We start from the raw sequence: 22,003 nt of genomic DNA, 5'->3' as shown, positions 1-22,003 counted from the left end.
GTGCCGGTCGGGACCGACGGAGAGGGCTGGTAGGGAACTATGGAAGAGCCGCGTCGCCTCGGCGGCCGGTACGAGCTGGGCCACGTGCTCGGCCGTGGTGGCATGGCGGAGGTCTACCTCGCCCATGACACGCGGCTCGGCCGCACGGTGGCGGTGAAGACGCTGCGCGCGGACCTCGCGCGCGACCCGTCCTTCCAGGCCCGGTTCCGCCGGGAGGCCCAGTCGGCCGCCTCGCTCAACCATCCCGCGATCGTCGCGGTCTACGACACGGGCGAGGACTACATCGACGGGGTCTCGATCCCGTACATCGTCATGGAGTACGTGGACGGCTCGACGCTGCGCGAGCTGCTGCACTCCGGCCGCAAGCTGCTGCCCGAGCGCGCGATGGAGATGACCATCGGCATCCTCCAGGGCCTGGAGTACGCGCACCGCAGCGGCATCGTCCACCGTGACATCAAGCCGGCGAACGTCATGCTCACGCGCAACGGCCAGGTCAAGGTCATGGACTTCGGCATCGCCCGCGCCATGGGCGACTCCGGCATGACCATGACCCAGACGGCCGCCGTGATCGGCACCGCCCAGTACCTCTCCCCGGAGCAGGCGAAGGGCGAGCAGGTCGACGCCCGCTCGGACCTCTACTCGACGGGCTGCCTCCTCTACGAGCTGCTGACGGTACGACCGCCGTTCGTGGGCGACAGCCCGGTCGCGGTCGCCTACCAGCACGTCCGCGAGGAACCCCAGCCGCCGTCGGTCTTCGACCCCGAGATCACGCCCGAGATGGACGCCATCGTCCTGAAGGCCCTGGTCAAGGACCCGAACTACCGATACCAGTCCGCCGACGAGATGCGCGCCGACATCGAGGCGTGCCTCGACGGCCAGCCGGTCGCGGCCACCGCGGCCATGGGCTCCGTCGGCTACGGCGGCTACCCGGACGACATGCCGACCACGGCCATGCGCGCCGACGCCGGCGCCACCACCATGCTCCCCCCGATGAACCCGGACGACGGCGGCTACGGCTACGACGAACGCCCGGACCGCCGCCGCCAGCAGAAAAAGAAGAACAACACGTCCACGATCCTGCTCGTGGTCGCCGGCATCCTGGTGCTGGTGGGCTCGATCCTGATCGGGAAATGGGTGGTCGGCGGAGGCGGCACGGACAAACCCTTCGCCGCCCCGAACTTCGTCGGCCAGACCTACGCGGACGCGCAGAAGATGGCGGACAACTCGGGTCTGAAGCTGGGTACGCCCACCAAGAAGGCCTGCGAGAACGCCCCGACAGGCAGCGTCTGCTCGCAGGACCCGACGGCCGGGTCGGACGTGAACAAGGGCGACACGATCAACCTGGTCGTCTCCACAGGCGCTCCGAAGGTCGCGGTGGACAACGTGATCGGCAAGAACGTCGACGACGCCACCACGCAACTGGAGAACAAGGGCTTCAAGGTCAAGGTCACCAAAACGGTGTCCACCCAGGACGAGGGCACGGTCCTGAGCCAGAACCCCGACCCCGGCACCGAGAAGGAAAAGGGCTCAACCATCACTCTGGAGGTCGCCAAGGCCGAGGAGAAGGTGACGGTCCCCGACGTCACCGGCAAGAGCTGTGACGATGCCAAGGCGCAGATGACGGCCAACAACCTGACCGGCAACTGCACCGAGGTGGACACCAGCGACGCCAACCAGGTCGGCAAGGTCATCTCGACCGACCCGCAGGCCGGCACCCAGGTCAAGAAGAACTCCTCGGTGAACATCCAGATCGGCAAGGCACAGCAGCAGACCGCCGTGCCGAGCGTGCTGGGCCAGACCGTGAGCCAGGCCAAGCAGACTCTGCAGGCCTCGGGCTTCACCAACATCCAGTTCAACGGCGACTCCAGCGACAACGCGATCGTCACCAACCAGGACCCGCAGGCCAACACCGGCGTCAACGACCCCGGCAGCACGACGATCACCCTCACCACGGTGAGCACGGGCAACGGCAACAACGGCGGGAACAACGGCGGTACCAACTTCTTCGGCGGTACCTTCGGCTGACGCTCCACCCGCAGCACCAAAAGAGCCTGCCAGACAGGCTCACCCCGGCCCCGCCGAGCTACGGCTCGACGGGGCCGAGCGCTGCATCCACCCGCACAGGACACGCCGCCTGTGAACATCTGCTCCTGTATCGATCGTGCCTTCCCCTTCGACAAGTCGTTGATCAGATCGGGTGGGGACCCACAGCTCTGCCCTGGCCGCACGGCCACACGACGAGTGAAAGGGCAGAACATGATCAACGAATCGGCGCTGCTGGAATCGCAGACCCTGCGCGACAGCGTGCTGGACCGCACCGACGTCCTCGACAGGGTGAAGGCGCTGTCACTGCTGCCGGACGGGATGCATGTGACTTCGGCGATGGTGGCGGCGTACTTCGGTGTCACTGCGGAGGCCATCCGCCAGCTCAAGGCACGGCACCACGAGGAGCTGTCGTGCAATGGAACGGTGACGCTCCAGGGCCGTGACCTCGCAGATTTTAAGCGTGACGTCTTGTCACGCTATCCGGGAGGTTATCCACAGCCTCGGTCGAGCCTCACTCTCTACTCACGCCGAGCCGTCCTCAATGTCGCCATGCTCCTACGCGACAGCGACGTCGCCCGTCAGGTACGCACGTACCTCCTGGACATGGAGTATCTGGCGCGCACACAGTCTGTGGATGACCCTGTCCCCACAGCTACCACTTCTCTCGACGACCGCATCGACCAGCGCCTCACCCACATCCTCGGCAAGACAGTCGTCCCGATGTTCAACGCCCTCATCGCCTCCGCCGGCGAACACCGCCGCGAGCTCATCGAACTCCGGCAGGACATCGAGCACGTGGAGCGCAGGCTGTGCCAGCACCACCGGCGCATCAGCTTCCTGGAGGAGGGACGCGTGCCAGAAATCGCCGCGGCGCTCAAAGGCATGACCTGGCAGGCACTCGAACGACACGTCGCCGATCTCCTGCGTCGGGACGGCTGCACGGACGTCGTCGTACGTCAGGCACACAAAGACCGCGGTATCGACATCACGGCACGCACCACCGAGGGACGCACCGTGGCCGTACAGTGCAAGAACCACACGAGCAGGCGATCCATCCGCAGCGCCGACATGCAGAAGTTCGCAGGCGCCGCACGAGCAGTCGATCGAGTGGATGTCGCCCTCTTCGTGGCCACGTGCAACTTCAGCAGCGAAGCCCAGGCCATCGCCAAACTGAGCGGGGTCGTCATGGTGGACCGCCACGACTTGGAGGCATGGAGCGCGGGAGCGCCTCTCAAGGACCTGAGGTAGCCCCGACCAACAAGGCCCGGAGTCGCAAGTCGAATTTGCGGCTCCGGGCCTTCGCCATGCTAGGCGACTGAGCTCCCGCAAGGAGCTCGGTCAGCGCAGCTCCTTCGGCAGCGTCCGCTCGCTGTCCACCTTCTGCACCCGCACCAGCTCACCCCACACCACATACCGGTACCGGCTCGTGTACACCGGAGTGCAGGTCGTCAGGGTGATGTAGTGGCCCGGCTTGGTCTTGCCGGACTCCTTCGGGATCTGGGAGAGGACCTTGACGTTGTACTTCGAGGTCTCGGGGAGAATGTCGTAGACCTTGTAGACGTACCAGTTGTCACGGGTCTCGAAGACGACCGGATCGCCGACCTTCACCTTGTCGATGTTGTGGAACTTCGCACCGTGGCCGTCGCGGTGGGCGGCGAGGGTGAAGTTGCCGGTCTTGCCGGTGGTGGGGAGCACGGCCTTGGCCGGGTCGGTGTAGTAGCCGGCCACGCCGTTGTTCAGGACGTCCGTCGACGTGCCCTTCTCGACCAGCACCTCACCGTTCCTCATCGACGGCACGTGCAGGAACCCGATGCCGTTCTTCGTGTTCAGCGCACCGGGACCGGTGTCCTGCTGGGCCCAGGTCTCCCGGACCTTGTCGCCCGCCCGGTCGGCCTTGCGGTCCGCTATCACGTTCGTCCACCACAGCGAGTAGACGACGAACAGGCCGAGCACCAGGCCCGCCGTGATGAGGAGTTCACCGAAGACGCTGACCGCCATGGCGATCCGGCCGATCGGCCGCCGCCCCGGCACGGACGCCGCGTCCGGCGCGTCGGTCTTGTCTTCGGTGTCGTCGGCGGTCGCTGCCACTGTTCCTCTGCCCCTACTCGACGAGCGCGTCTGGCTTGCCCTTGCTGCGCGGGCGTTCCTCGACCATCTTGCCCCACACGATCAACCGGTACTTGCTGGTGAACTCCGGTGTGCAGGTGGTGAGAGTGATGTACCGGCCCGGCTTGGTGAAACCCGAACCCTTCGGCACCGGATCCAGCACGCTCACGTTGCTCGGCGCCGTCACCGGCAGCATCGACGTCACCTTGTACACGAAGTACTCGTCCTGCGTCTCGACGACCACCGCGTCACCGGCCACCAGCCTGTTGATGTACCGGAACGGCTCACCGTGCGTGTTGCGGTGCGCGGCCAGACCGAAGTTGCCGGTCTTGTCCTGCGGCATCGCCGTCTTCAGCGCGCCCTCGCCGTAGTGCCCGACCATCCCCTTGTCGAGGACCTTCTTGTTGCTGACGCCCTCGGCGATCGGCGCCACCACGTCCAGCTTGGGGATGTGCAGGATGGCGAACCCCTGACCGGGCGCGAAGACACCGGGAGCACGCTTGCCGCTCGCCCAGTCCTTCTGGAGGCTGCTCGCCTCACTGCCGGCCTGGGCGTGCGCACGGACGTTCGTCCACCACAGCTGGTACGTGACGAACAGCAGCATCAGCACACCGGTGGTGATGAACACCTCGCCTATCGCCCGGCTCGCCATGACGGCCGGGCTGGGCTTGCGCAACCGCTGCTGCCGACGGGCCTCGACCCGGGAGAGCGGCCGGCCGACCCCGGTGCCCGGCACGGCGTTCTCCTGCGGACCCGACTCCGGTACACCGCCGTGCCGCCCGCCACGCCGCTTGGCGGCCTTTCTGCGGGCCGCTCGGCCACCCCCTGGGGTTCCAGTGCCGGAAGGGGCCGCTGTGCCCGCAGAAGCCGATATGGGCGGCGGATCGGGGATCCGCAGCGCGACGGTCTCCTCGTCGATCGGCGGCAGAGGCGGAAGGAACGCCGTCTCCCCGAGCGCACCGGACCCCTCGTACGGCTGATCCCCGTACGAGGCACCGGTCTCGCGCTCGGGGCGCAGCGCGGTCACGCCGTGGCCCTGCCCACCACCGGGGCGAGCCCCGCCGACCTCGCCACGGCCCCCTGGTCACCGCACTCCACCAGCCAGTTGGCCAGCATCCGGTGCCCGTGCTCGGTCAGCACCGACTCGGGGTGGAACTGCACACCCTCCACCGGGAGTTCACGGTGCCTGAGCCCCATGATGATCCCGTCGTGGGTGCGGGCGGTCACCTCCAGCTCGGCCGGCACCGTCGCCGGCTCGGCCGCCAGCGAGTGGTAGCGGGTCGCGGTGAAGGGCGAGGGCAGCCCCGCGAAGACCCCCTTGCCGCCATGCTCGACCAGCGAGGTCTTGCCGTGCAGCAGCTCGGGCGCGCGGTCCACCACACCGCCGTACGCCACCTGCATCGACTGCATGCCGAGACAGACACCGAACACCGGGACACCGGTCGCGGCGCAGTGCCGGACCATGTCCACGCACACCCCCGCCTCCTCCGGCGTCCCGGGACCGGGCGAGAGCAGGACGCCGTCGAAGCCGTCCTGGACGTGCGCCGTCGACACCTCGTCGTTGCGCAGCACCTCGCACTCGGCGCCCAGCTGGTACAGGTACTGGACCAGGTTGAAGACGAAGCTGTCGTAGTTGTCGACGACGAGAATCCGCGCGCTCACTGGTTGTCCACCGTCACATCGTTGAAGGGCAGCAGCGGTTCGGCCCAGGGAAAGACGTACTGGAAGAGGACGTAGACCACGACCAGGACCAGCAGGAGTGAGATCAGCGCCCTCACCCACGCGTTGCCCGGCAGATGCCGCCAGATCCAGCCGTACATGCCGTCCCTTCCGTTCCACCACGGCACCAGAATCCCGCCGTACTGCACCAGACTAACGGCGCAGCGCCTTAGGTCTGCCTGACTCCACAGGCTGTGTGGAGTCCAAGTGCGCCCAGACGATCAGCCGATGACTGTGCCCCCATTCCGGATCGCACGTGGTCAGCGTGAGATAGCGCCCCGGACGCGTATACCCCGACTTACGTGGCACAGCGTCGATCACTTCAACGTCCGTCGGAACTGTTTTGTATGGGCCTTTGTCGATCCGATACGTGAACCAGGTCGTCCCGTCCGTCAGGACGATCGCATCGCCCTCGCGCAGCTTCGGGAAGTCCAGGAACGGATCACCGTAGGTGCGCCGGTGACCGGCGACCGCGAAGTTGCCCACCTGGCCGAGCCGCGCGGTCCGGGCGTAGTGCGCGAGGCCCTTCTGCAGGACATCGGTGCCCGTGCCCTCCAGGACCGGCTTGTTCCACGTGAAACCGAACCGGGGGATGTACATGATCGCGAAGGGCTTGCCGTAGTGGTACGCGGCGGGTTTCGCGGGCGCTGCGGTCGCCTTCGCCGTGGGACGCACCGCGGCCTTCGCCGACCACTGCCGCTGTAACTGGTCGATCTGGTCGTGCATCACACTGTCGGCCTTCACACCGGTCCAGAACATCACGTACGCGACGAAGAGCACGATGAGCGTGCCGACGGTGATGCAGAGCTCGCTGACGGTCCTGACGATCACGCGCACCGGCGGCTCCAGAAAGTGACGAGCTGCTTACTCCACGGGCTTCGCGTAGTGCAGATCCACTGTGCCCGAGTAGCCCGGCAGAGTCACCGTCCCGTCCTCGGTCACTTTCCACCCGAGGCCGTACACGTTCACGTACACCATGTAGTTCTGGATGGCCTCGGAGTCCGCGAGCGCCTTCTGCATCTTCCCCGGGTCCCCGATCGCCTGGATCTTGTACGGCGGCGAGTAGACCCGGCCCTGGAGGATCAGGGTGTTGCCGACACAGCGCACCGCGCTGGTGGAGATCAGCCGCTGGTCCATGACCTTGATGCCCTGGGCGCCGCCCTGCCACAGCGCGTTCACCACGGCCTGCAGGTCCTGCTGGTGGATGACCAGGTAGTCGGGCTGCGGCTCGGGATAGCCCGGGAGCTTGGCGGTGGCGTTCGGCGGGGCGTCGTTGAGCGTGACGGTGATCGCCTTGCCGGTCAGCTTCTGGGTGCCCGCGTCCTTCTCCAGGCCCGCGAGCTGGTCGTCCTGGGCCTTGGTGGAGCCGTCGTCACGCTTGGCGAGCTTCTCGTTCTGGTCGCGCGAGCTCGCGTTGGACTCGTCCAGCTCCTTGTTCTTGCGGCTGTGCTCCTGGATCAGGTCCGAGAGCTTGAGCAGGTTGTCGTCCGAGCGGATGTCGGTGCCCTTGGCCGTGTTGAAGCTGGTGAAGAAGAGCAGACCGGCCAGAGCGAAGACACCCACGGTGAGAATCCGGACGGGCCGGAGGCGCGGCCGGCGGCCGGCGGGGAAACCGCCCGCACCATCCGGGTCGGAACCCGTTGATCCGGTCGCGTTGGAGTCGGCAGAATTGCTCAACGTACCCTTATCTCCTTCAGCGCCACGGAAGCACTACGCTAACGGACGCCCGGGGGAGCGCTCAGTCTGCCCTTACTGTCCCCTTGTACGCTGCCCCGAGCCCGACCCAGTTACCTGCGCGGCCACGCAGCGCATCGACAGGAGAGACCCTCGTGCCGAAGTCACGTATCCGCAAGAAGGCCGACTACACGCCGCCCCCGGCGAAGCAGGCGACCGCCATCAAGCTCAACAGTCGCGCCTGGGTCGCGCCGGTGATGCTGGCCATGTTCCTCATCGGACTGGCCTGGATCGTCGTCTTCTACGTGACCGACGGTTCGCTGCCGATCGACAGCCTCGACAACTGGAACATCGTCGTGGGCTTCGGCTTCATCGCGGCCGGCTTCGGCGTCTCCACGCAGTGGAAGTAACCCGGCCGACAGCTCTACCCAGGGCTGTTCGCTGAGTTATCCACAGGCCTGACCTGCTGTCCACACCCCCCTGGGGAAAAGACGACGATCTGTGGATAACCCGTCGAGTGTTGACGCCGGTACGACTACCACAACACTCGCCGCAAAACCGCTCGCCCCCTCCCTGACCTGCAACAACGCAGGTGAGTCGGAGGGGGCGCAGTTGTGCGCGCACGTTGTGCACAAGATCGGCCACCGACTGTGGACAACGGTTCGGTATCGGTACGGTGCGCCGCCGTGATCGGCCGCGGGCGTGGGCTCAGGTGAGCTGTGCGGTCCGCACGACCGTGATGACCAGGGCCGCGACCAGCACCAGCGCACACGTGCCGTACTGGATCAGGTTCCGCCGCTCGCGCGGGGCGTGCACCATCGCGTAGCCGGTGACGACACCGGCGACCAGGCCGCCGATGTGGGCCTGCCAGGCGATGCCGCCGCTGAACGTGAAGATGAGGTTGATCACCAGCAGGGCGATGATCGGCCGCATGTCGTAGTTGAGCCGGCGGATGAGCACCGCGGTCGCGCCGAAGAGGCCGAAGATCGCGCCGGAGGCGCCGAGCGACGGGCTGGCGGGATCGGCGAGCAGGTAGGTGAGCGCGCTGCCGGCCAGGCCGGAGACGAAGTACAGCGTCAGGTAGCGGGCGCGGCCGAGTGCGGCTTCCAGGGGGCCGCCGATCCACCACAGGCTCAGCATGTTGAACACGATGTGCATGTAGTTCGAGGGGTCGTGCAGGAACATCGCGGTCAGCAGCCGGTAGTACTGGCCCTGTGCGACGCCTTCGACCCCGCCGTTCTGCGTGACCCAGGCCTGGCCGAACAGTTCGAAACGGCTGGTGAAGTCGTCCCCGGCGGACAGCTGGGCCAGGAAGACGGCGATGTTGACGCCGATCAGGATCTTGGTGAGCAGTCGCGGGTCGGCGGTGACCGTGCCGCCGGCGAGGGTGCGGGGCTGGGAGGCGGCCGCGGGCGGGCCGCTCTGGCCGGCGGTGGTGCCGCGGACGCAGTCGGGGCACTGGAAGCCCACGGAGGCGCTGACCATGCACTCGGGGCAGATGGGGCGCTCGCAGCGGGTGCAGCGCACGCCGGTCTCCCGGTCCGGGTGCCGGTAGCACTTGGGCAGGCTGTGGGCGTCGCGCGCGCTGCCTGTCGCCTGGTCCTCCATGGGGTCCCCTCGCTCGTCGTGGGCAGTGTTCCGCCCCGCCCATCCTTACGGACGAGCGGGGCGTTTGGTTCCCTTCGGGTGCTTCCCTTTCGGGCGCGGTCAGCCGGTGCGCTTCGTGACGACGACCGTTTCGATGACGACGTCGTTGACCGGCCGTTTGTTGGGTCCGCTGACGGGGACGACCGCGATGCTGTCCACGACCTTCTGGCCGGCCGGGTCGACGACCTCGCCGAAGATGGTGTGCTTGCGGTTGAGGTGGGGAGCGGGGTTGACCGTGATGAAGAACTGGGAGCCGTTGGTGCGGGGGCCGGCGTTGGCCATGGCGAGCAGGTAGGGGCGGTCGAAGCGCAGGTCGGGGTGGAACTCGTCCTCGAACTTGTAGCCGGGGCCGCCGATGCCGGTGCCGAGGGGGTCGCCGCCCTGGATCATGAAGCCGCTGATCACCCGGTGGAAGACGGTGCCGTCGTAGAGCGGGTCGGTGGTGACGGCGCCGGTGGCGGGGTGGGTCCACTCACGCTCACCCTGCGCCAGTTCGACGAAGTTCCTGACCGTCTTGGGCGCGTGGTTCGGGAAGAGCCGGACCTCGATGTCGCCGAGGCTGGTCTTCAGGGTGGCGTAGAGGTGCTCGGCCACGGTCCGCCTTCCGTTTGTGCTCGGATTCAGTGCCCACGATCCTCGCACGGTACGGCGGGTCCGGTGCCCGGCCGGAGCCGCCGGGCCTGGATCCTCACGAATCACTTGCGGAACCCCTTCTGTCATGCGGGGGCGCGCGGCGCCGATCCGTGGCATTGTCGTCGACAAGCCCCTCTTAGCTCTGGTTGCACCCGTATGCCCGTCCTCGCGCGCCGCCCGGCCTGCGGGCAGGCATGATCCGTAAAAGGGTGGAAAGTCGAAATACCGTACGCCACCGAGGAGGAGGAAACCCGTGACCCGCAAAGACAGCGTGCGCGCCGCGACCAGTTCGGCGAAGGACAGCGTGCGGCACGCCGCGGAAGCGGTGGCGCCCTACGCCGACACGGCCAAGGAGCGTGCCGCGTACTACGCACAGGAGGCACGCGTACGGCTCGCGCCCGTGGTGTCGCAGGCCGCTGAGCAGGCCCGCGTCCAGTACGACGCCCGTCTCGTGCCGCGCCTGGAGCAGGCCCGTACCCATGTGCCGCCGAAGATGGACCAGGCCGCGCACGACGCCGCCGATCTGACGCGCAAGGCGGCCCGGCAGGCCGCCGACTACTCGCGTCCGAGGATCGAGCAGGCGGTGGCGGCGGCCGGTCCGGTCCGTGAGGAGGCGACCGCACGGGGTGCCGCGGCGCTGGCCGCGCTGCGCGGCAATGTGTCGGCCGAGGAGATCGAGAGGCTGGCCCGCCGGAACCAGCGGCGCTCGTCGTGCGGCCGTGCGTTCAAGGCGTTCGCGGTGTTCGGCGTGCTGGCCGGTGCGGCCTTCGCCGCCTGGAAGTGGTGGGACAAGCAGGCCAACCCCGACTGGCTGGTCGAGCCTCCGGCCGCCACGGAGGTCCCGGATGCGGGCCGCCTGGGCTCGGTGGACGGCAGTTCTCCCCTTGACCCGGAGGTCCAGGCGAAGGAGGCGGAGGAGCACGGTTCCCGGTCCCGGGACGACAGGAACCGCTGAGTCCGGCAGGTCGCCGGTCTGCCGTGTGCCGTCCCACGGTGCCGTTTCACGTGAAACCAAATGCTTGACCGCGAGGGCGGACAAAGAACCCCTCTGACCGTGTTTACACAGGTCAGAGGGGTTTGTTGTGGAGCCTAGGGGAGTCGAACCCCTGACATCCGCCATGCAAAGACGGCGCTCTACCAACTGAGCTAAGGCCCCGTACGGGAAGCAGCCGGCCAAGCGGAAGGTCCGCAGGGTCGGTGCCGCAGACCAGAGTACCGGGTCACCCCCCGTACCTCGCAAAAAGATTGGGGGTCCCCGCAGATGACCACTCTCCGTAAGATGCTCGACGGGGTTCGCTGTAGCGAACCGTGGTTTTTTTGGGGAAGCGATGGGGAGACGCAATGGACGCCGCACAGCAGGAAGCCACCGCCAGAGCGCGGGAGCTGCAGCGGAACTGGTACGGAGAGCCGCTGGGGGCGCTCTTCCGTAAGCTCATCGACGACCTGGGGCTCAACCAGGCACGTCTCGCGGCGGTCCTCGGACTGTCCGCGCCCATGCTGTCGCAGCTGATGAGCGGGCAGCGGGCGAAGATCGGTAACCCGGCCGTGGTCCAGCGGGTGCAGCTGCTCCAGGACCTCTCGGCTCAGGTCGCGGACGGCAGCGTGAGCGCGGCCGAGGCCACCGAGCGCATGGACGAGATCAAGAAGTCCCAGGGGGGCTCGGTGCTCAGCAACACCACGCAGACGACCAGCGGTTCGGGGGCGCCGACGGTCAAGCGGGTGGTCCGTGAGATCCAGTCGCTGCTGCGGTCGGTGGCCGCCGCCGGCGACATCATCGACGCGGCCGACACGCTTGCTCCGACCCACCCGGAGCTGGCGGAGTTCCTCCGGGTCTACGGTGCCGGCCGTACTTCGGACGCGGTCACGCACTACCAGTCGCACCAGAGCTGAGCCACGGCCCGGCGCGCCGGAGGGGGTCCGGTGAACCGGGCGGGGCCAGGCCCTGGCAGAGGGGGTCACGCGAGAGGGGTCGTATCGCTCATCCGGGGGAAGCAAGGGGGGTAACAGGCAAGGGGGGTGGCAGGGGATCCCGAGGGGGAGGGGTACGGGCAGTCATGGGTGAGGTCTTCGCGGGCCGGTACGAACTGGCCGACCCGATCGGTCATGGCGGAGTGGGCGCCGTCTGGCGCGCCTGGGACCACCGGCGCAGGCGCTATGTGGCGGCCAAGGTGCTCCAGCAGAGCGACGCCCACGCGCTCCTGCGCTTCGTGCGGGAGCAGGCGCTGCGCATCGATCATCCCCATGTCCTGGCGCCGGCCAGCTGGGCCGCCGACGACGACAAGGTCCTTTTCACGATGGACCTGGTCGCCGGCGGCTCGCTGGTGCACCTCGTCGGGGACTACGGTCCCCTGCCCCCGCTGTTCGTCTGCACCCTCCTCGACCAGCTCCTCGCCGGCCTTGCCGCGGTGCACGGCGAGGGTGTGGTCCACCGGGACATCAAGCCCGCGAACATCCTGCTGGAGGCGACCGGCACGGCCCGTCCCCGGCTGCGCCTGTCCGACTTCGGCATCGCCATGCGGTTCGGCGAGGCCCGGCTGACCGAGACCAACCTCGTGGTCGGTACGCCGGGTTACATCGCTCCCGAGCAACTCCTGGGCGCCGAGCCCGACTTCACGGCCGACCTGTTCGCCGTCGGCCTGGTCGCCCTGTACCTCCTGGAGGGTGCCAAGCCTGACGCCAAGGCGCTCGTCCAGTATTTCGCCGAACACGGCACTCCGGGAGCGCCCAAGGGCATTCCGGACCCGCTCTGGCAGGTCGTCGGCAGTCTCCTCCAGCCGGACCCACGTGCCCGTTTCCGCACGGCCACGGGAGCCCGCAGGGCCCTCGCCGAGGCCCGGGAACTCCTTCCGGAGACGGACGCGGACGACGAGTCGATCGAGATCTTCGACCAACTGGGCCCGCTTCCGGCGGGGTTCGGGCCGACAGGTCCGGTGCGGGTGGCTTCGGGGGTCGACACGACGCGTGGCGTGCCGGGGACTTCGACAGGGTCCGGTGGGACGGGGACAGGGCCGGGGACGGCAGGGGGTGCGGTGGTACCGAGTTCGGCGGTACCGAGTTCGGCGGTACCGGGTCCGGACACGGCGACCGCGACGGGAGCGCGGGTGTCCGGAGCGGCCCCTGGCCTGCGCCCGCTTGGAGGATCGCCCGCTGGGGAATCGCCCGCTGCGGCAGGCACGGGTGCGGGCCCGGATGCCGGGTCGGGTACGGGCTCGGGGGCGGGTACGGGCTCGGGGGCGGGCCCGGCTGTGGCGGCACCCGGGGCCGGGGCGGGGACGGGGGCCCGGGCGGCGGCGAGGAGCGCCGAAGGGGCGCTCCCGGCAGTCGGTGCCGACAGCGGCGCGACCCCCTCGGCTCCCGTCTCCATGTCCGACACCGGCAGCTTCCGGCTTCCCCCGCCCGAGGCACCGGTCCCCCCGGCCCCCGCCGCCGTGCGGCCCGGGCCGGCATCGTCCTACCCGCCGTACGTCCAGCCGCAGGCCGCCCCGGTCGCGCAGCCCCACACGCCCTGGCCGCCCGCGCAGCCGCTCCCCCCGGTCCAGCCGCCGCACGCGGACACCCCCACCCCCACTGCCACCCCCACCGCCACGTACACCGCGCGGGACCGGCAGACTCCGCCGCCGTCGGTCCGTACCCACGGCAGGCGTCGGCGGCGGGCGCCTCGGCCCGGTCCGCCCGCCCGGGCTGCCGTGCCCATCTTCCTGCTCGCGCTGGCCTGTTACGCCGTCGGTTTCTGGGCGCTGGCCCGGCTCTGAGAGCGCCGCGCGGTCAGGGTCCACACGCCGAGGACGAGCAGCAGGGCGGTGCCCGTGCCGATGCCGCCGGCCGCGAGGGCCCGCATCGCCGTGTCGTCGTCGCCGGGCGGGGTCAGGAGGCCGCCCCGGTCCCAGGACACGCCGAAGATGCCCTTCGGGACCGGTGAACCGGCGTATGAGGGGCCGGAGTTCGGGGTGCCGTCGACCCGGACCCGGAGCGTGACGCCGTACGGCCCCTTCCCGAAGGTGTCCGCGGTCTGCCCGCTGAGGTGGACGACGAGGTAGTAGGCGCCGGCGAAGCGGACGGCGTTCTGGGTGCCGGAGGCGGCGTACCGGTTGGCGTAGGCGACGGGTGGCAGGGGATCGAGGGAGGACGACTTCTGGGTGCCGTCGTAGCCGAGGGAGACGTCGTCGACGTGGCCGCGGACGGGGTTGTAGAGGGAGAGGTTGAGCGCGGCGCTGACATAGCCGTGGGCGTCGCCGCTGCTGCTGCCGAGGTCGACGGTGGCGTGGAGCTGCCGGCCCCAGTCGACCGGGACGGCGTAGTAGAGGGTCTGGCCGGGCGTGATGTCGGTCTGCCAGACGCCCTGGTCCAGGGTGCGGGCCGTGGTGAAGCCGGCGCCCGCGGTGCGGCGGCGGGGGTCCGAGGTGAGCGGCTCGGGTGACGCGGAGTTCCAGGCCTCGGGGGCGGTGGTGGCGCCGGTCCTGGCCAGGGCGGGTTCGGTGACCGGGGCGATCTCCAGGTCCCAGCTGCCCGGGGTGGTGGTCCGTGAGCCGGACACGACCCGCTCGACGACCACGTAGTAGGTGCCGGCGTCCTGGCACAGCGCCTTGCCCGCGTCCCGCCGTCCCACCGCCGTGACCGGCCGGGGGCTGAGCCCGGCGCCGAAGCGGGCGCTGTCGTAGTCGCAGGCGGTGCCGTTGGCGTCCTCGATCGAGACCTCGATGCCGTCGCTGGCCGAGACGGTGGCGGCGGCGGGCGGAACGGCGGTGACGGGGACGTAGGCCGTGGCGGCGGCGGTGAGTTCCAGGCGGAAGTAGCGCTCGCCCTTGTCGGGGAGGGTGCTGCGGTAGGTCGTGCCTGGCTCCAGCGGTACGGCGTCCGTGGTGCTCGCCGCCGCGGTGACGGTACGGGCGCCGGGGGCGAAGGCGTAGCCGGTGCTGCCGTCGGCAGAGGCGGCAGAGGCGGCAGCAGCGGCGGAGGCCGGCAGCAGTGCCGTCAGTGCGAGGGCGGCCGTCACGCAGATGCCCCGCCATGCCGCCGTACGCCACCGCCGTGTCACGCGCGCCCCCAGTCGTCGTCCGCCGACCGGCGAAGTCACGGCCCGGCCGGGCCCCATACTGCCCCGCGCGCCTCCGCGCCACCCGGCGATCGGCACGACCGTCCGAAACGCTCCGGACGAAACGCCCCGAACGCAACGCCGGGCCTGGAACACGCCGACCGCGACACCACCCGCATCGCGCCCGCCGCCACCCCGGCAACGCAAAACCCCGACCGCTCCGGCGGCCGGGGTCTCAGTGTCGTCTGTTGTCGGTACTCACGAACCCGTGGGCACGGAGTCAGTCGCCTCCGTCCACAGATCCTGCTCGGCGCGATCCGCCTGGATCTGGCGGTACACGAGGAGCCCGCCGATGGCGGCCAGTGCGACCAGGAGAAGCTTCTTCACCGCGCGACCTCGTCTCTTCCTTGACGTAGGGGACCTCTGGCGCCCGACTATACACACCGACCGATATCGATCGGTGACCTGGCGTCCGACCCCCAACTCCGGTCCGCCGCAAGGCGTTGCATGAGGTCGGACCGCTCCGATCGGAGGGTGATCACACCCCCACGGACGGTTACTTTGCTCCTTCTCGACGCCCTTCATGGGCCTTTCTTCAGATTTTTCCCACGCCATGCACCCATCCGTGTGGTGTTCATCGGAACATCGACGCGCCACAGGCCGGCGTCCCCCACTTCGCGATCCCCATACACATCATGAGGAAAGTACGCAAATCGCCCAACCCGAAAGTGAGGGGCCATGGCCCGGAACTCCAAGGTCATGAAGCTGTGGACCGCCATCGTCACCGCCTTCCTCGCGCTGTGCACGGCGCTCGGATTCGTCTCCGCCACCACCGCCGCCGCGGTACCGCAGACCGAGACCCCGCGCAACAGCACCGGCGACGACGTCAGCACGGACCGGGTGACGATCCCGGCACAGACCCACTGGCTCTGGTCCCAGGCAAGGTCCCTCCCGCCCACGATGAAGCAGCGGATCCGGGCCGAGGCCCACGGCAAGACCCCCAGCTGCCGGACCCGCCCCCTGGACACCACCGAGTCGGAGACCACGGCCGAACCCCCCGCGGCACCGCTCGACTGCTGACCCCCCAGGTACAGACGGCTCGGACGCAACGGCGCAAGGGCGACTTGCGTACGTACCAGCGCCAACTGCGACACAGACCCGCGACCGGGACCGATCCGGCCGCGGGCCTCCGCATGTCCGGAAACCACCTCGTCCACGGATGGAACGGCTCGACTCCTCAGCTCCTCTTGAGGAGTCGTAGGCTGATCATGTGCCCAAGGCATACGAGGAGATCGCCGACGACCTCCGCCGCTCCATCAGGACCGGCGAGCGCGAGCCCGGCGCCCGGCTGCCCTCCGAGGCGGAGCTGGCCCGGCACTACGGGCGGAGCGTCCCGACGATCCAGAACGCGCTGCGGCTGCTGAGCGCGGAGGGCCTGATCGACAAGCGGCACGGCAGCGGCACCTTCGTGCGCCGCCCGCGCACCCGCGCGGTCCGCGACAACGAACGGCACCAGTGGGAGAAGGACCGCGCCCTGATGCCGGAGGCCACCCGGGCCGAGACCGGCGCGACCGAGCGCGAGACCGGCCTGGTCCTCGACGACCTGGTCTTCTTCGCCCGCTACCGCGAGCTGACCGCGCCCGGCGACCTCGCCGGCGCGTTCGGGGTGCCGGAGGGCACCGTGCTCCTGGAGCGCACCTACCGGACCAGGCATGCCGCCGAGACCGCCCCCTTCAGCCTGGTGACCTCCTACCTCGTCCGCGACCTGATCGCCGCCAATCCGGATCTCCTGGACGAGGCCAACGAACCCTGGCCGGGCGGCACCCAGAACCAGCTGCACACCGTCGGCATCGAGGTCGACCGCGTCGAGGAGCGCTTCACCGCCCGGCCGCCGACGCCGGAGGAGGCCCGGGAGCTGGACCTGCCGGCCGGTACCTCGGTGATCCTGCTGCGCAAGACGTCGTACGACATCCGTGACCGCATCGTGGACATCACCGCCGTCACGCTCCCCGGCGACCGCACCGAGCTGCTCTTCACCACACATCTGGAAAGGTGGTGAGCGCTGCCGTGACCCGGCGCATCACCGTCGTCACCGCGGTCCACGCGCCGTCGGCCCGTTTCCTGCCCGAGGCCTACCGGTCGCTGTGCGAGCAGCGGCTGCCGGACGGGTGGGAGTGGGAGTGGCTGGTCCAGCAGGACGGGCACGGCGACGAGGTGGGCTCCTACGTCCCCGACGACGCGCGGGTGTCGTTCCGGCAGGGCCGCGCCGGCGGTCCCGGGGTCGCGCGCACCATGGCGCTGGCCCGGGCCCAGGGGCCGTACGTCAAGGTCCTCGACGCCGACGACCAGCTGCTGCCGGGTGCGCTGGGCCGTGACCTGGCCGCGCTGGCGGCCCGCCCGGACCTCGGCTGGGCCACCTCACGGGCCCTGGACCTGCTGCCGGACGGTTCCACGGCCGGTTTCCCCGGTGATCCGGAGGAGGGCCCGATCGAGCGCGGGACGGTGCTCGGCCACTGGTCGGCGAACGGCTTCCGCGCCCAGGTCCACCCGGCCACCCTCTTCGTCCGCCGCGAGCTGCTGCTGGCCCTCGGCGGCTGGATGGCGCTGCCCGCCTCGGAGGACACCGGGCTGCTGCTCGCCCTCGACGCCGTCAGCCGGGGCTGGTTCACGGCGCAGGCCGGGCTGCTCTACCGCAAGTGGGAGGGCCAGGTCACCGGCCGCCCCGCACACACCGACCCGGTGGAGCGGGAGGCCCGCATGGCGGTCGTGGCGGCACGGGCGCGGGCCCTGGCGGAGTTCGGCTGGCGGTACGGGTGACCTGTCCGGCGGGACCCGGGACCCGGCCGGCGCGGCCCGGGACCTACCCGGCGGGGCCCAGCGTCGCCGCGTCCACGCGCGAGAACACCAGGTCGCTCTCCTCGGTCACCGGGCGGTCCCAGCGGACCGGGACCACCGGTTCGCCGTACAGGGCCCGGGGGTAGCTGTCGGCCGCGTAGCTGTTGGCGAGCCGGTAGACGTGGTAGCCGGCGTCGGTCATGGTGCGCAGCAGGTCGTCCGCCGAGTCGCCCAGCTGGGCCATCCGGTCGGGGGTGACCTCGACGGTGATCTCGGCGTCCGGGCGGAGCCTGTCCAGCAGCGGGGCGAGCCCGCGCACCACCGCGCCCTCGGCGCCCTCCACGTCGATCTTGACGACCCGCGCGGTCTCGATCTCCTCGGGCCGGAGCAGTTCGGGCAGCGGTACGGCCTCGATGTCGAAGCTGGACTCGGCCGGGCCGTCCCACGGGACGATGCTGTTGGCGCCCATGTTGCGGGAGCTGGCGAGCACGAAGGTCAGGGTGCGGTGGGCGTCGGAGACGGCGGCGTTGACCGCGCGGATGTTCCGGCAGCCGTTGAGCGCGCTCTGCTGTTCGAGGCGGCGGTGGAAGGCGGGGGAGGCCTCGACGGCCACGACCCGGCCCTGCTCCCCGACCAGCCGGGAGGCGAGGACGCTGAAGACGCCGATGTTGGCCCCGACGTCGACGAAGCAGTCCCCCGGTGCCAGCCGGCCGCGCAGCCAGCGCGTCATGTGCGGTTCCCACACCCCGAAGAGGTAGAGGTAACGCTGGATGAGGTCCTGGGTGTCGACCGCGAACCGGGCGCCGGAGAGCGTCTCGACGACGCGCTGCCGGGGGTGGTCGCGCAGGTAGGGGTTGAGCGCGCGGGCCGCGAGGGCCTTGCCCCAGGGGCCCGGGAAGTCGCGGACGTAGCGGCGGCCGAGGGTGGCCAGGAGTTCGGTGGGGCTGGTGAGGCTGGTGGTGCGGCTGGTGGTGCGGCTGGTGCTCATCCGCTAGTCGGTGACCCTTCGGCCGTCGATCCGGATCGCCTGCGACGGGCAGCGTTCGGCGATGTCCCGGATCAGTTCGTCGTCGTCCCCGGGCTCCCCGTACTCCTCGCGTACGGGCAGGACGAAACCGTACCCGTCCTCGAAGCCGAACACAGCGGGTGCCCGGAAGGCACACTCACCCGACCCGTAGCAGACGTCGGCATCGACGGAGACCTTCATGGAAGGTCCCCTGCCCAGCAGGGCACCCGCCGAACCGGCCGCGCACCGGCTATGTGAACGGCAGCTCCAGCATCCGGATCGCGTTGCCGCGCAGCAGCTTGTAGGCGACCTCGGGGTCCAGTCCGCCGACGTGTTCCTGGGCCACCCGCTTGGTCTCCGGCCAGGTCGAGTCGACGTGCGGGTAGTCCGTCTCGAACGTCGCGTTGTCCACGCCGATCGTCTCGATCGCCTCGATGCCGTGCCGGTCCCGGAAGAAGCAGCAGAAGATCTGCCGGTAGTAGTACGTCGAAGGCGGTTCGGGGATCAGGTCCTTCACCCCGCCCCACGCCCGGTGCTCCTCCCAGACGTCGTCGGCGCGCTCCAGGGCGTACGGGATCCAGCCCATCTGGCCCTCGCTGTACGCGAGTTTCAGCCGGGGGAACTTCACCAGGACCCCGGAGAAGAGGAAGTCCATCATCGAGGCCATGGCGTTGTTGAAGCTGAGCGAGGCCTGGACGGCGGGCGGTGCGTCGGGTGAGGCGGCCGGCATCTGCGAGCTGCTGCCGATGTGCATGTTGACGACCGTCCCGGTCTCCTCGCAGGCCGCGAAGAACGGGTCCCAGTAGCCGGAGTGGATGGACGGCAGGCCCAGATAGGTCGGGATCTCGCTGAAGGTGACCGCCCGGACGCCCCGCTCGGCGTTGCGCCGGATCTCGGCGACGGCCAGGTCGACGTCCCACAGCGGGATCAGGCAGAGCGGGATCAGACGGCCGCCGCTGTCCCCGCACCACTCCTCGACCATCCAGTCGTTGTAGGCGCGGACGCAGGCCAGCGCGACCTCCTTGTCGTCGGCCTCGGCGAAGGTCTGCCCGCAGAAGCGGGGGAAGGTGGGGAAGCAGAGGGAGGCCTCGACATGGTTCATGTCCATGTCCTCCAGGCGGGCCTTGGGGTCCCAGCAGCCACGCCGCATCTGCTCCCGGGTGATGCCGTCGAGCGTCATCTCGTCCCGGGAGAAGCCGACGGCCGCGATGATGCGCTTGTACGGGAAGAGCAGGCCCTCGTACTCCCACCAGTCGGTGGTCTGGCCCGCGGGGTCGGTGGTGAAGCGGTACTTGCCGCCGACGTAGGCGAGCTCGCCGATGCCTGCGGTGAAGGGCTTGGGCCCCTTGTCGCGGTACTTGCCCGGAAGCCACCGCTCGAAGAGGTGGGCGGGCTCGATCACGTGGTCGTCCACGCTGATCACCCTGGGCAGATCCTGGGTGCCGGTCGCGTTCTCTGCCATGCCTACCCCCTGCTGCCTGCGGAGTTCCGAAATTATCTGACGGTCCATCAGATTACCCGTCGGCATTCAGGCTAGGCCCCGCGGCCCGCACCAGCAAGGCCCACCGCGCCCCCGCAGCCCCCGCTCCCGGAACCTCCCGGAGTTCGTCCCGCCCTCCCCCTTGCGAGGCACGCCGCCTTCCGCTGAACTGACGAACCGTCAGATAGATGCCGTGGGGATCCGGGGAGGGTGCGGGATGCGATCAGCCTTGCTGAACGGTGCCGAATGGTTCGCGGTGCTCCGCATCGGGCTCGGTCTGTGGTGGCTGGAGAGCTGGCGGCACAAGGACAAGAAGCAGTGGTTCGGCGGCGGAGGCATCCGGTGGGCGGCCGGTGTCGCGGAAAAGCACCGCTGGCCGGTGGTCCGGCGGGGCTTCGACACCATCGTCGCCCCGCGCCCCCGGCTGATGGCCTACGTCGTGGCCTACGCGGAACTCGCCCTGGGCCTCGGACTGGTCACCGGCTTCCTCACACCGATCGCGCTGGTGGCCGGGTTCCTGCTCAACCTGATCTACCTGGTCCTCATGATCCACGACTGGGCGGAACAGGGGCAGAACCTGATGATGGCCCTGATCTCCGTGGTCGGCCTCTTCGCCATCAGCTGGCAGAGCTGGTCGGTGGACTCGGCGCTGGGGCTGTTCGGCTGACGGAAACGGCCTGCGCGAGACGGCCTTCGGGGCGCCCCTTAGGGGCTGAGCCCTTTCGTTCGGGGCTGGGCCCTCTCTTTCGGGGCTGGGCCCTCTCTTTCAGGGCTGGGCCCTTTCCTTCGGGGCCGGCCCCTTTGAGGAGCGCCCGCGATGAGGCGCCCCAAAGGGGCGCGGGGAACTGCGCGCCCAGCCCCCACGCACCCGCACCAGTGCCCCTCCGGCCCCAGCCCATCACGGCACTCCCAGCGAGGAGCTACGGATGACGACCGACCCCGCGAAGTCCCCACCCGATCCCCCTCCCTATCCCCTCTCCGGTCCCCCTCCCTATCCCCTCTCCGGTCCCCCTCCCCACCCCCTCTCCGGCTCCCCCTCCTCCGACTCCCCTTCGGCGGACACCCTGAGAAAGCTGCACGCGGCACGCGCCCGCAGCGCGTACGACCGTGCGGTGGCCGCCTGCCGCCACGCGGGAATCGCCCCCGACGCCGCGCAGACCGTCCCCACGAGTCCGGTGGGCCGGGCCGCGAACGCGCTGCGGCTGTCGGCCCAGTCGCTCACCACGCTGGCCGATACCGCGCCCAACCCGGCGGCGGACGCCCGCTGCGCCCGCAACGCCGCCGCCACCGCGGCACTGGCCGCGCAGGTGGCCGCCTCCCAGGACGACCGCACCGAGACGGTTGCGGCCCTGCGCACGGCTCTCACCGCATCCCGGGCGGCGGCGACGGCGGCCGGCGGAACGGCCGCCGGACAGGACACTGCTCTGACCGCGGAGGCCGACGCCACGGAGGAGCGCGCGGTCGAGGCGGCACGTAAGGCGGGCTGGATGTGATCCCGTGCCGTTCGGCACCGGTCCCTCCCCACGTGGGGACCGGTGCCGAACGGCGCGGGAGGTGAAGGACCGCCGCCTGGGCCGGGGTCGGCTCAGTGGGCGGGAGCAGCTCGCGTCGTACGGCCACTCCGGCGGACGGCCGCCGGCCGAAGGTGACCGAGAACGTGCGGTGCCGTGAGCTGTCACTGCGGATGCTGAGCTGGTCGGCCGGTCGGGGCGACCCCCGATCACCGCGTTGCTGCGGTGAAATCCTGCCAGCCGAGGGGCCCGTATGAGGAGGGCAGGACGTCCGGTCCAGGGCTTCGCCGCAGGTCAGCCGTATAAAGTGGGTT

General features: G+C 69.8%; 24 protein-coding genes and 1 tRNA gene. 11 read left to right on the top strand and 14 right to left on the bottom strand.

Annotated elements, in window-relative coordinates; translation table 11 throughout:
* Window positions 1-39: 39 nt before the first annotated feature.
* Both pknB and ACFZB3_RS30815 read left to right on the top strand, forming a co-directional pair.
* Window positions 40-2,025, top strand: coding sequence for a Stk1 family PASTA domain-containing Ser/Thr kinase (pknB, locus tag ACFZB3_RS30820; protein WP_391381015.1), 1,986 nt, complete (start codon window positions 40-42; stop codon window positions 2,023-2,025).
* A gap of 231 nt (window positions 2,026-2,256) precedes the next feature.
* Window positions 2,257-3,294, top strand: coding sequence for a restriction endonuclease (locus tag ACFZB3_RS30815; protein WP_391381013.1), 1,038 nt, complete (start codon window positions 2,257-2,259; stop codon window positions 3,292-3,294).
* Between the two features lie 90 nt (window positions 3,295-3,384).
* On the opposite strand, the gene ACFZB3_RS30810 is transcribed toward ACFZB3_RS30815, so the two are convergent.
* Genes ACFZB3_RS30810 through ACFZB3_RS30785 form a run of 6 tightly spaced genes read right to left on the bottom strand, consistent with a single transcriptional unit; the run spans window position 3,385 to window position 7,548 of the window.
* Window positions 3,385-4,134: a class E sortase gene (locus ACFZB3_RS30810; RefSeq protein ID WP_391381011.1), complete on the bottom strand. Its 750-nt coding sequence runs from the start codon at window positions 4,132-4,134 to the stop codon at window positions 3,385-3,387.
* A 13-nt stretch (window positions 4,135-4,147) separates the two neighbouring features.
* Window positions 4,148-5,179, bottom strand: coding sequence for a class E sortase (locus ACFZB3_RS30805; RefSeq protein ID WP_391381009.1), 1,032 nt, complete (start codon window positions 5,177-5,179; stop codon window positions 4,148-4,150).
* On the bottom strand, window positions 5,176-5,814 hold the full coding sequence (locus ACFZB3_RS30800; RefSeq protein ID WP_391381007.1) for an aminodeoxychorismate/anthranilate synthase component II: 639 nt from the start codon (window positions 5,812-5,814) through the stop codon (window positions 5,176-5,178). The genes ACFZB3_RS30805 and ACFZB3_RS30800 overlap by 4 nt, the downstream gene beginning before the upstream one ends.
* Complete coding sequence (locus tag ACFZB3_RS30795; protein WP_391381005.1) at window positions 5,811-5,972, bottom strand: hypothetical protein; 162 nt, start codon at window positions 5,970-5,972, stop codon at window positions 5,811-5,813. Before ACFZB3_RS30795 ends, ACFZB3_RS30800 begins: the two co-directional genes overlap by 4 nt.
* A gap of 52 nt (window positions 5,973-6,024) precedes the next feature.
* Window positions 6,025-6,708 carry a class E sortase gene (locus ACFZB3_RS30790; protein WP_391381003.1) on the bottom strand — a complete coding sequence of 228 codons (684 nt, stop codon included), beginning with the start codon at window positions 6,706-6,708 and terminating at the stop codon, window positions 6,025-6,027.
* Window positions 6,709-6,735: 27 nt separating this feature from the next.
* Complete coding sequence (locus ACFZB3_RS30785; protein ID WP_391381001.1) at window positions 6,736-7,548, bottom strand: DUF881 domain-containing protein; 813 nt, start codon at window positions 7,546-7,548, stop codon at window positions 6,736-6,738.
* Window positions 7,549-7,700: 152 nt separating this feature from the next.
* On the opposite strand from ACFZB3_RS30785, the gene crgA reads away from it, so the two are divergent.
* A complete protein-coding gene (crgA, locus tag ACFZB3_RS30780) occupies window positions 7,701-7,955 on the top strand; it encodes a cell division protein CrgA (RefSeq protein WP_046727637.1) in 255 nt (84 codons plus the stop codon).
* Between the two features lie 298 nt (window positions 7,956-8,253).
* On the opposite strand, the gene ACFZB3_RS30775 is transcribed toward crgA, so the two are convergent.
* Window positions 8,254-9,153 carry a rhomboid family intramembrane serine protease gene (locus tag ACFZB3_RS30775; RefSeq protein WP_391380999.1) on the bottom strand — a complete coding sequence of 300 codons (900 nt, stop codon included), beginning with the start codon at window positions 9,151-9,153 and terminating at the stop codon, window positions 8,254-8,256.
* A 99-nt stretch (window positions 9,154-9,252) separates the two neighbouring features.
* On the bottom strand, window positions 9,253-9,786 hold the full coding sequence (locus ACFZB3_RS30770) for a peptidylprolyl isomerase (RefSeq protein WP_391380996.1): 534 nt from the start codon (window positions 9,784-9,786) through the stop codon (window positions 9,253-9,255).
* A 292-nt stretch (window positions 9,787-10,078) separates the two neighbouring features.
* Here ACFZB3_RS30770 and ACFZB3_RS30765 point away from each other — a divergent pair, with 292 nt between their 5' ends.
* On the top strand, window positions 10,079-10,780 hold the full coding sequence (locus ACFZB3_RS30765; RefSeq protein WP_391380994.1) for a DUF5324 family protein: 702 nt from the start codon (window positions 10,079-10,081) through the stop codon (window positions 10,778-10,780).
* A 128-nt stretch (window positions 10,781-10,908) separates the two neighbouring features.
* On the opposite strand, the gene ACFZB3_RS30760 is transcribed toward ACFZB3_RS30765, so the two are convergent.
* Window positions 10,909-10,981 (bottom strand) — tRNA-Ala (locus tag ACFZB3_RS30760).
* Window positions 10,982-11,166: 185 nt separating this feature from the next.
* Between ACFZB3_RS30760 and ACFZB3_RS30755 the strand changes: the two genes are divergently transcribed.
* Both ACFZB3_RS30755 and ACFZB3_RS30750 read left to right on the top strand, forming a co-directional pair.
* Window positions 11,167-11,715 carry a DNA-binding protein gene (locus ACFZB3_RS30755; protein ID WP_089100435.1) on the top strand — a complete coding sequence of 183 codons (549 nt, stop codon included), beginning with the start codon at window positions 11,167-11,169 and terminating at the stop codon, window positions 11,713-11,715.
* 164 nt (window positions 11,716-11,879) lie between these two features.
* Window positions 11,880-13,577, top strand: a complete 1,698-nt coding sequence (locus tag ACFZB3_RS30750; protein WP_391380991.1) for a protein kinase — start codon at window positions 11,880-11,882, stop codon at window positions 13,575-13,577.
* On the opposite strand, the gene ACFZB3_RS30745 is transcribed toward ACFZB3_RS30750, so the two are convergent.
* Together ACFZB3_RS30745 and ACFZB3_RS30740 are read right to left on the bottom strand one after the other, a co-directional pair.
* Window positions 13,541-14,860, bottom strand: coding sequence for a hypothetical protein (locus ACFZB3_RS30745; RefSeq protein ID WP_391380989.1), 1,320 nt, complete (start codon window positions 14,858-14,860; stop codon window positions 13,541-13,543). The genes ACFZB3_RS30750 and ACFZB3_RS30745 overlap by 37 nt on opposite strands.
* Window positions 14,861-15,115: 255 nt before the next feature.
* Window positions 15,116-15,244 carry a DLW-39 family protein gene (locus ACFZB3_RS30740; protein ID WP_003999697.1) on the bottom strand — a complete coding sequence of 43 codons (129 nt, stop codon included), beginning with the start codon at window positions 15,242-15,244 and terminating at the stop codon, window positions 15,116-15,118.
* Between the two features lie 351 nt (window positions 15,245-15,595).
* Here ACFZB3_RS30740 and ACFZB3_RS30735 point away from each other — a divergent pair, with 351 nt between their 5' ends.
* The 3 genes from ACFZB3_RS30735 to ACFZB3_RS30725 all read left to right on the top strand — a co-directional run bounded on the left by ACFZB3_RS30735 (window position 15,596) and on the right by ACFZB3_RS30725 (window position 17,674).
* Window positions 15,596-15,937: a DUF6344 domain-containing protein gene (locus ACFZB3_RS30735; RefSeq protein WP_391380986.1), complete on the top strand. Its 342-nt coding sequence runs from the start codon at window positions 15,596-15,598 to the stop codon at window positions 15,935-15,937.
* A gap of 190 nt (window positions 15,938-16,127) precedes the next feature.
* A complete protein-coding gene (locus tag ACFZB3_RS30730; RefSeq protein ID WP_391380982.1) occupies window positions 16,128-16,916 on the top strand; it encodes a GntR family transcriptional regulator in 789 nt (262 codons plus the stop codon).
* Window positions 16,913-17,674 (top strand): glycosyltransferase, encoded by a 762-nt coding sequence (locus ACFZB3_RS30725; RefSeq protein ID WP_391380980.1) that lies wholly within the window; start codon window positions 16,913-16,915, stop codon window positions 17,672-17,674. The genes ACFZB3_RS30730 and ACFZB3_RS30725 overlap by 4 nt, the downstream gene beginning before the upstream one ends.
* Window positions 17,675-17,717: 43 nt before the next feature.
* Here ACFZB3_RS30725 and ACFZB3_RS30720 read toward each other — a convergent pair whose 3' ends face one another.
* The 3 genes from ACFZB3_RS30720 to ACFZB3_RS30710 are packed head-to-tail and all read right to left on the bottom strand — an operon-like array spanning window position 17,718 to window position 20,160.
* Window positions 17,718-18,680 (bottom strand): FkbM family methyltransferase, encoded by a 963-nt coding sequence (locus ACFZB3_RS30720; RefSeq protein WP_391380978.1) that lies wholly within the window; start codon window positions 18,678-18,680, stop codon window positions 17,718-17,720.
* Window positions 18,681-18,683: 3 nt separating this feature from the next.
* Window positions 18,684-18,899 (bottom strand): ferredoxin, encoded by a 216-nt coding sequence (locus ACFZB3_RS30715; protein WP_391380976.1) that lies wholly within the window; start codon window positions 18,897-18,899, stop codon window positions 18,684-18,686.
* Window positions 18,900-18,948: 49 nt separating this feature from the next.
* Window positions 18,949-20,160 (bottom strand): amidohydrolase family protein, encoded by a 1,212-nt coding sequence (locus tag ACFZB3_RS30710; protein ID WP_391380974.1) that lies wholly within the window; start codon window positions 20,158-20,160, stop codon window positions 18,949-18,951.
* A 235-nt stretch (window positions 20,161-20,395) separates the two neighbouring features.
* Here ACFZB3_RS30710 and ACFZB3_RS30705 point away from each other — a divergent pair, with 235 nt between their 5' ends.
* On the top strand, window positions 20,396-20,845 hold the full coding sequence (locus ACFZB3_RS30705) for a DoxX family protein (RefSeq protein WP_391380972.1): 450 nt from the start codon (window positions 20,396-20,398) through the stop codon (window positions 20,843-20,845).
* Between the two features lie 259 nt (window positions 20,846-21,104).
* Window positions 21,105-21,671, top strand: a complete 567-nt coding sequence (locus tag ACFZB3_RS30700; RefSeq protein ID WP_391380970.1) for a hypothetical protein — start codon at window positions 21,105-21,107, stop codon at window positions 21,669-21,671.
* Window positions 21,672-22,003: the final 332 nt, after the last annotated feature.

It is taken from the genome of Streptomyces sp. NPDC008092, assembly GCF_042957285.1.
Taxonomy (GTDB): domain Bacteria; phylum Actinomycetota; class Actinomycetes; order Streptomycetales; family Streptomycetaceae; genus Streptomyces.
This window is presented reverse-complemented; position numbering and strand designations above follow the sequence as displayed.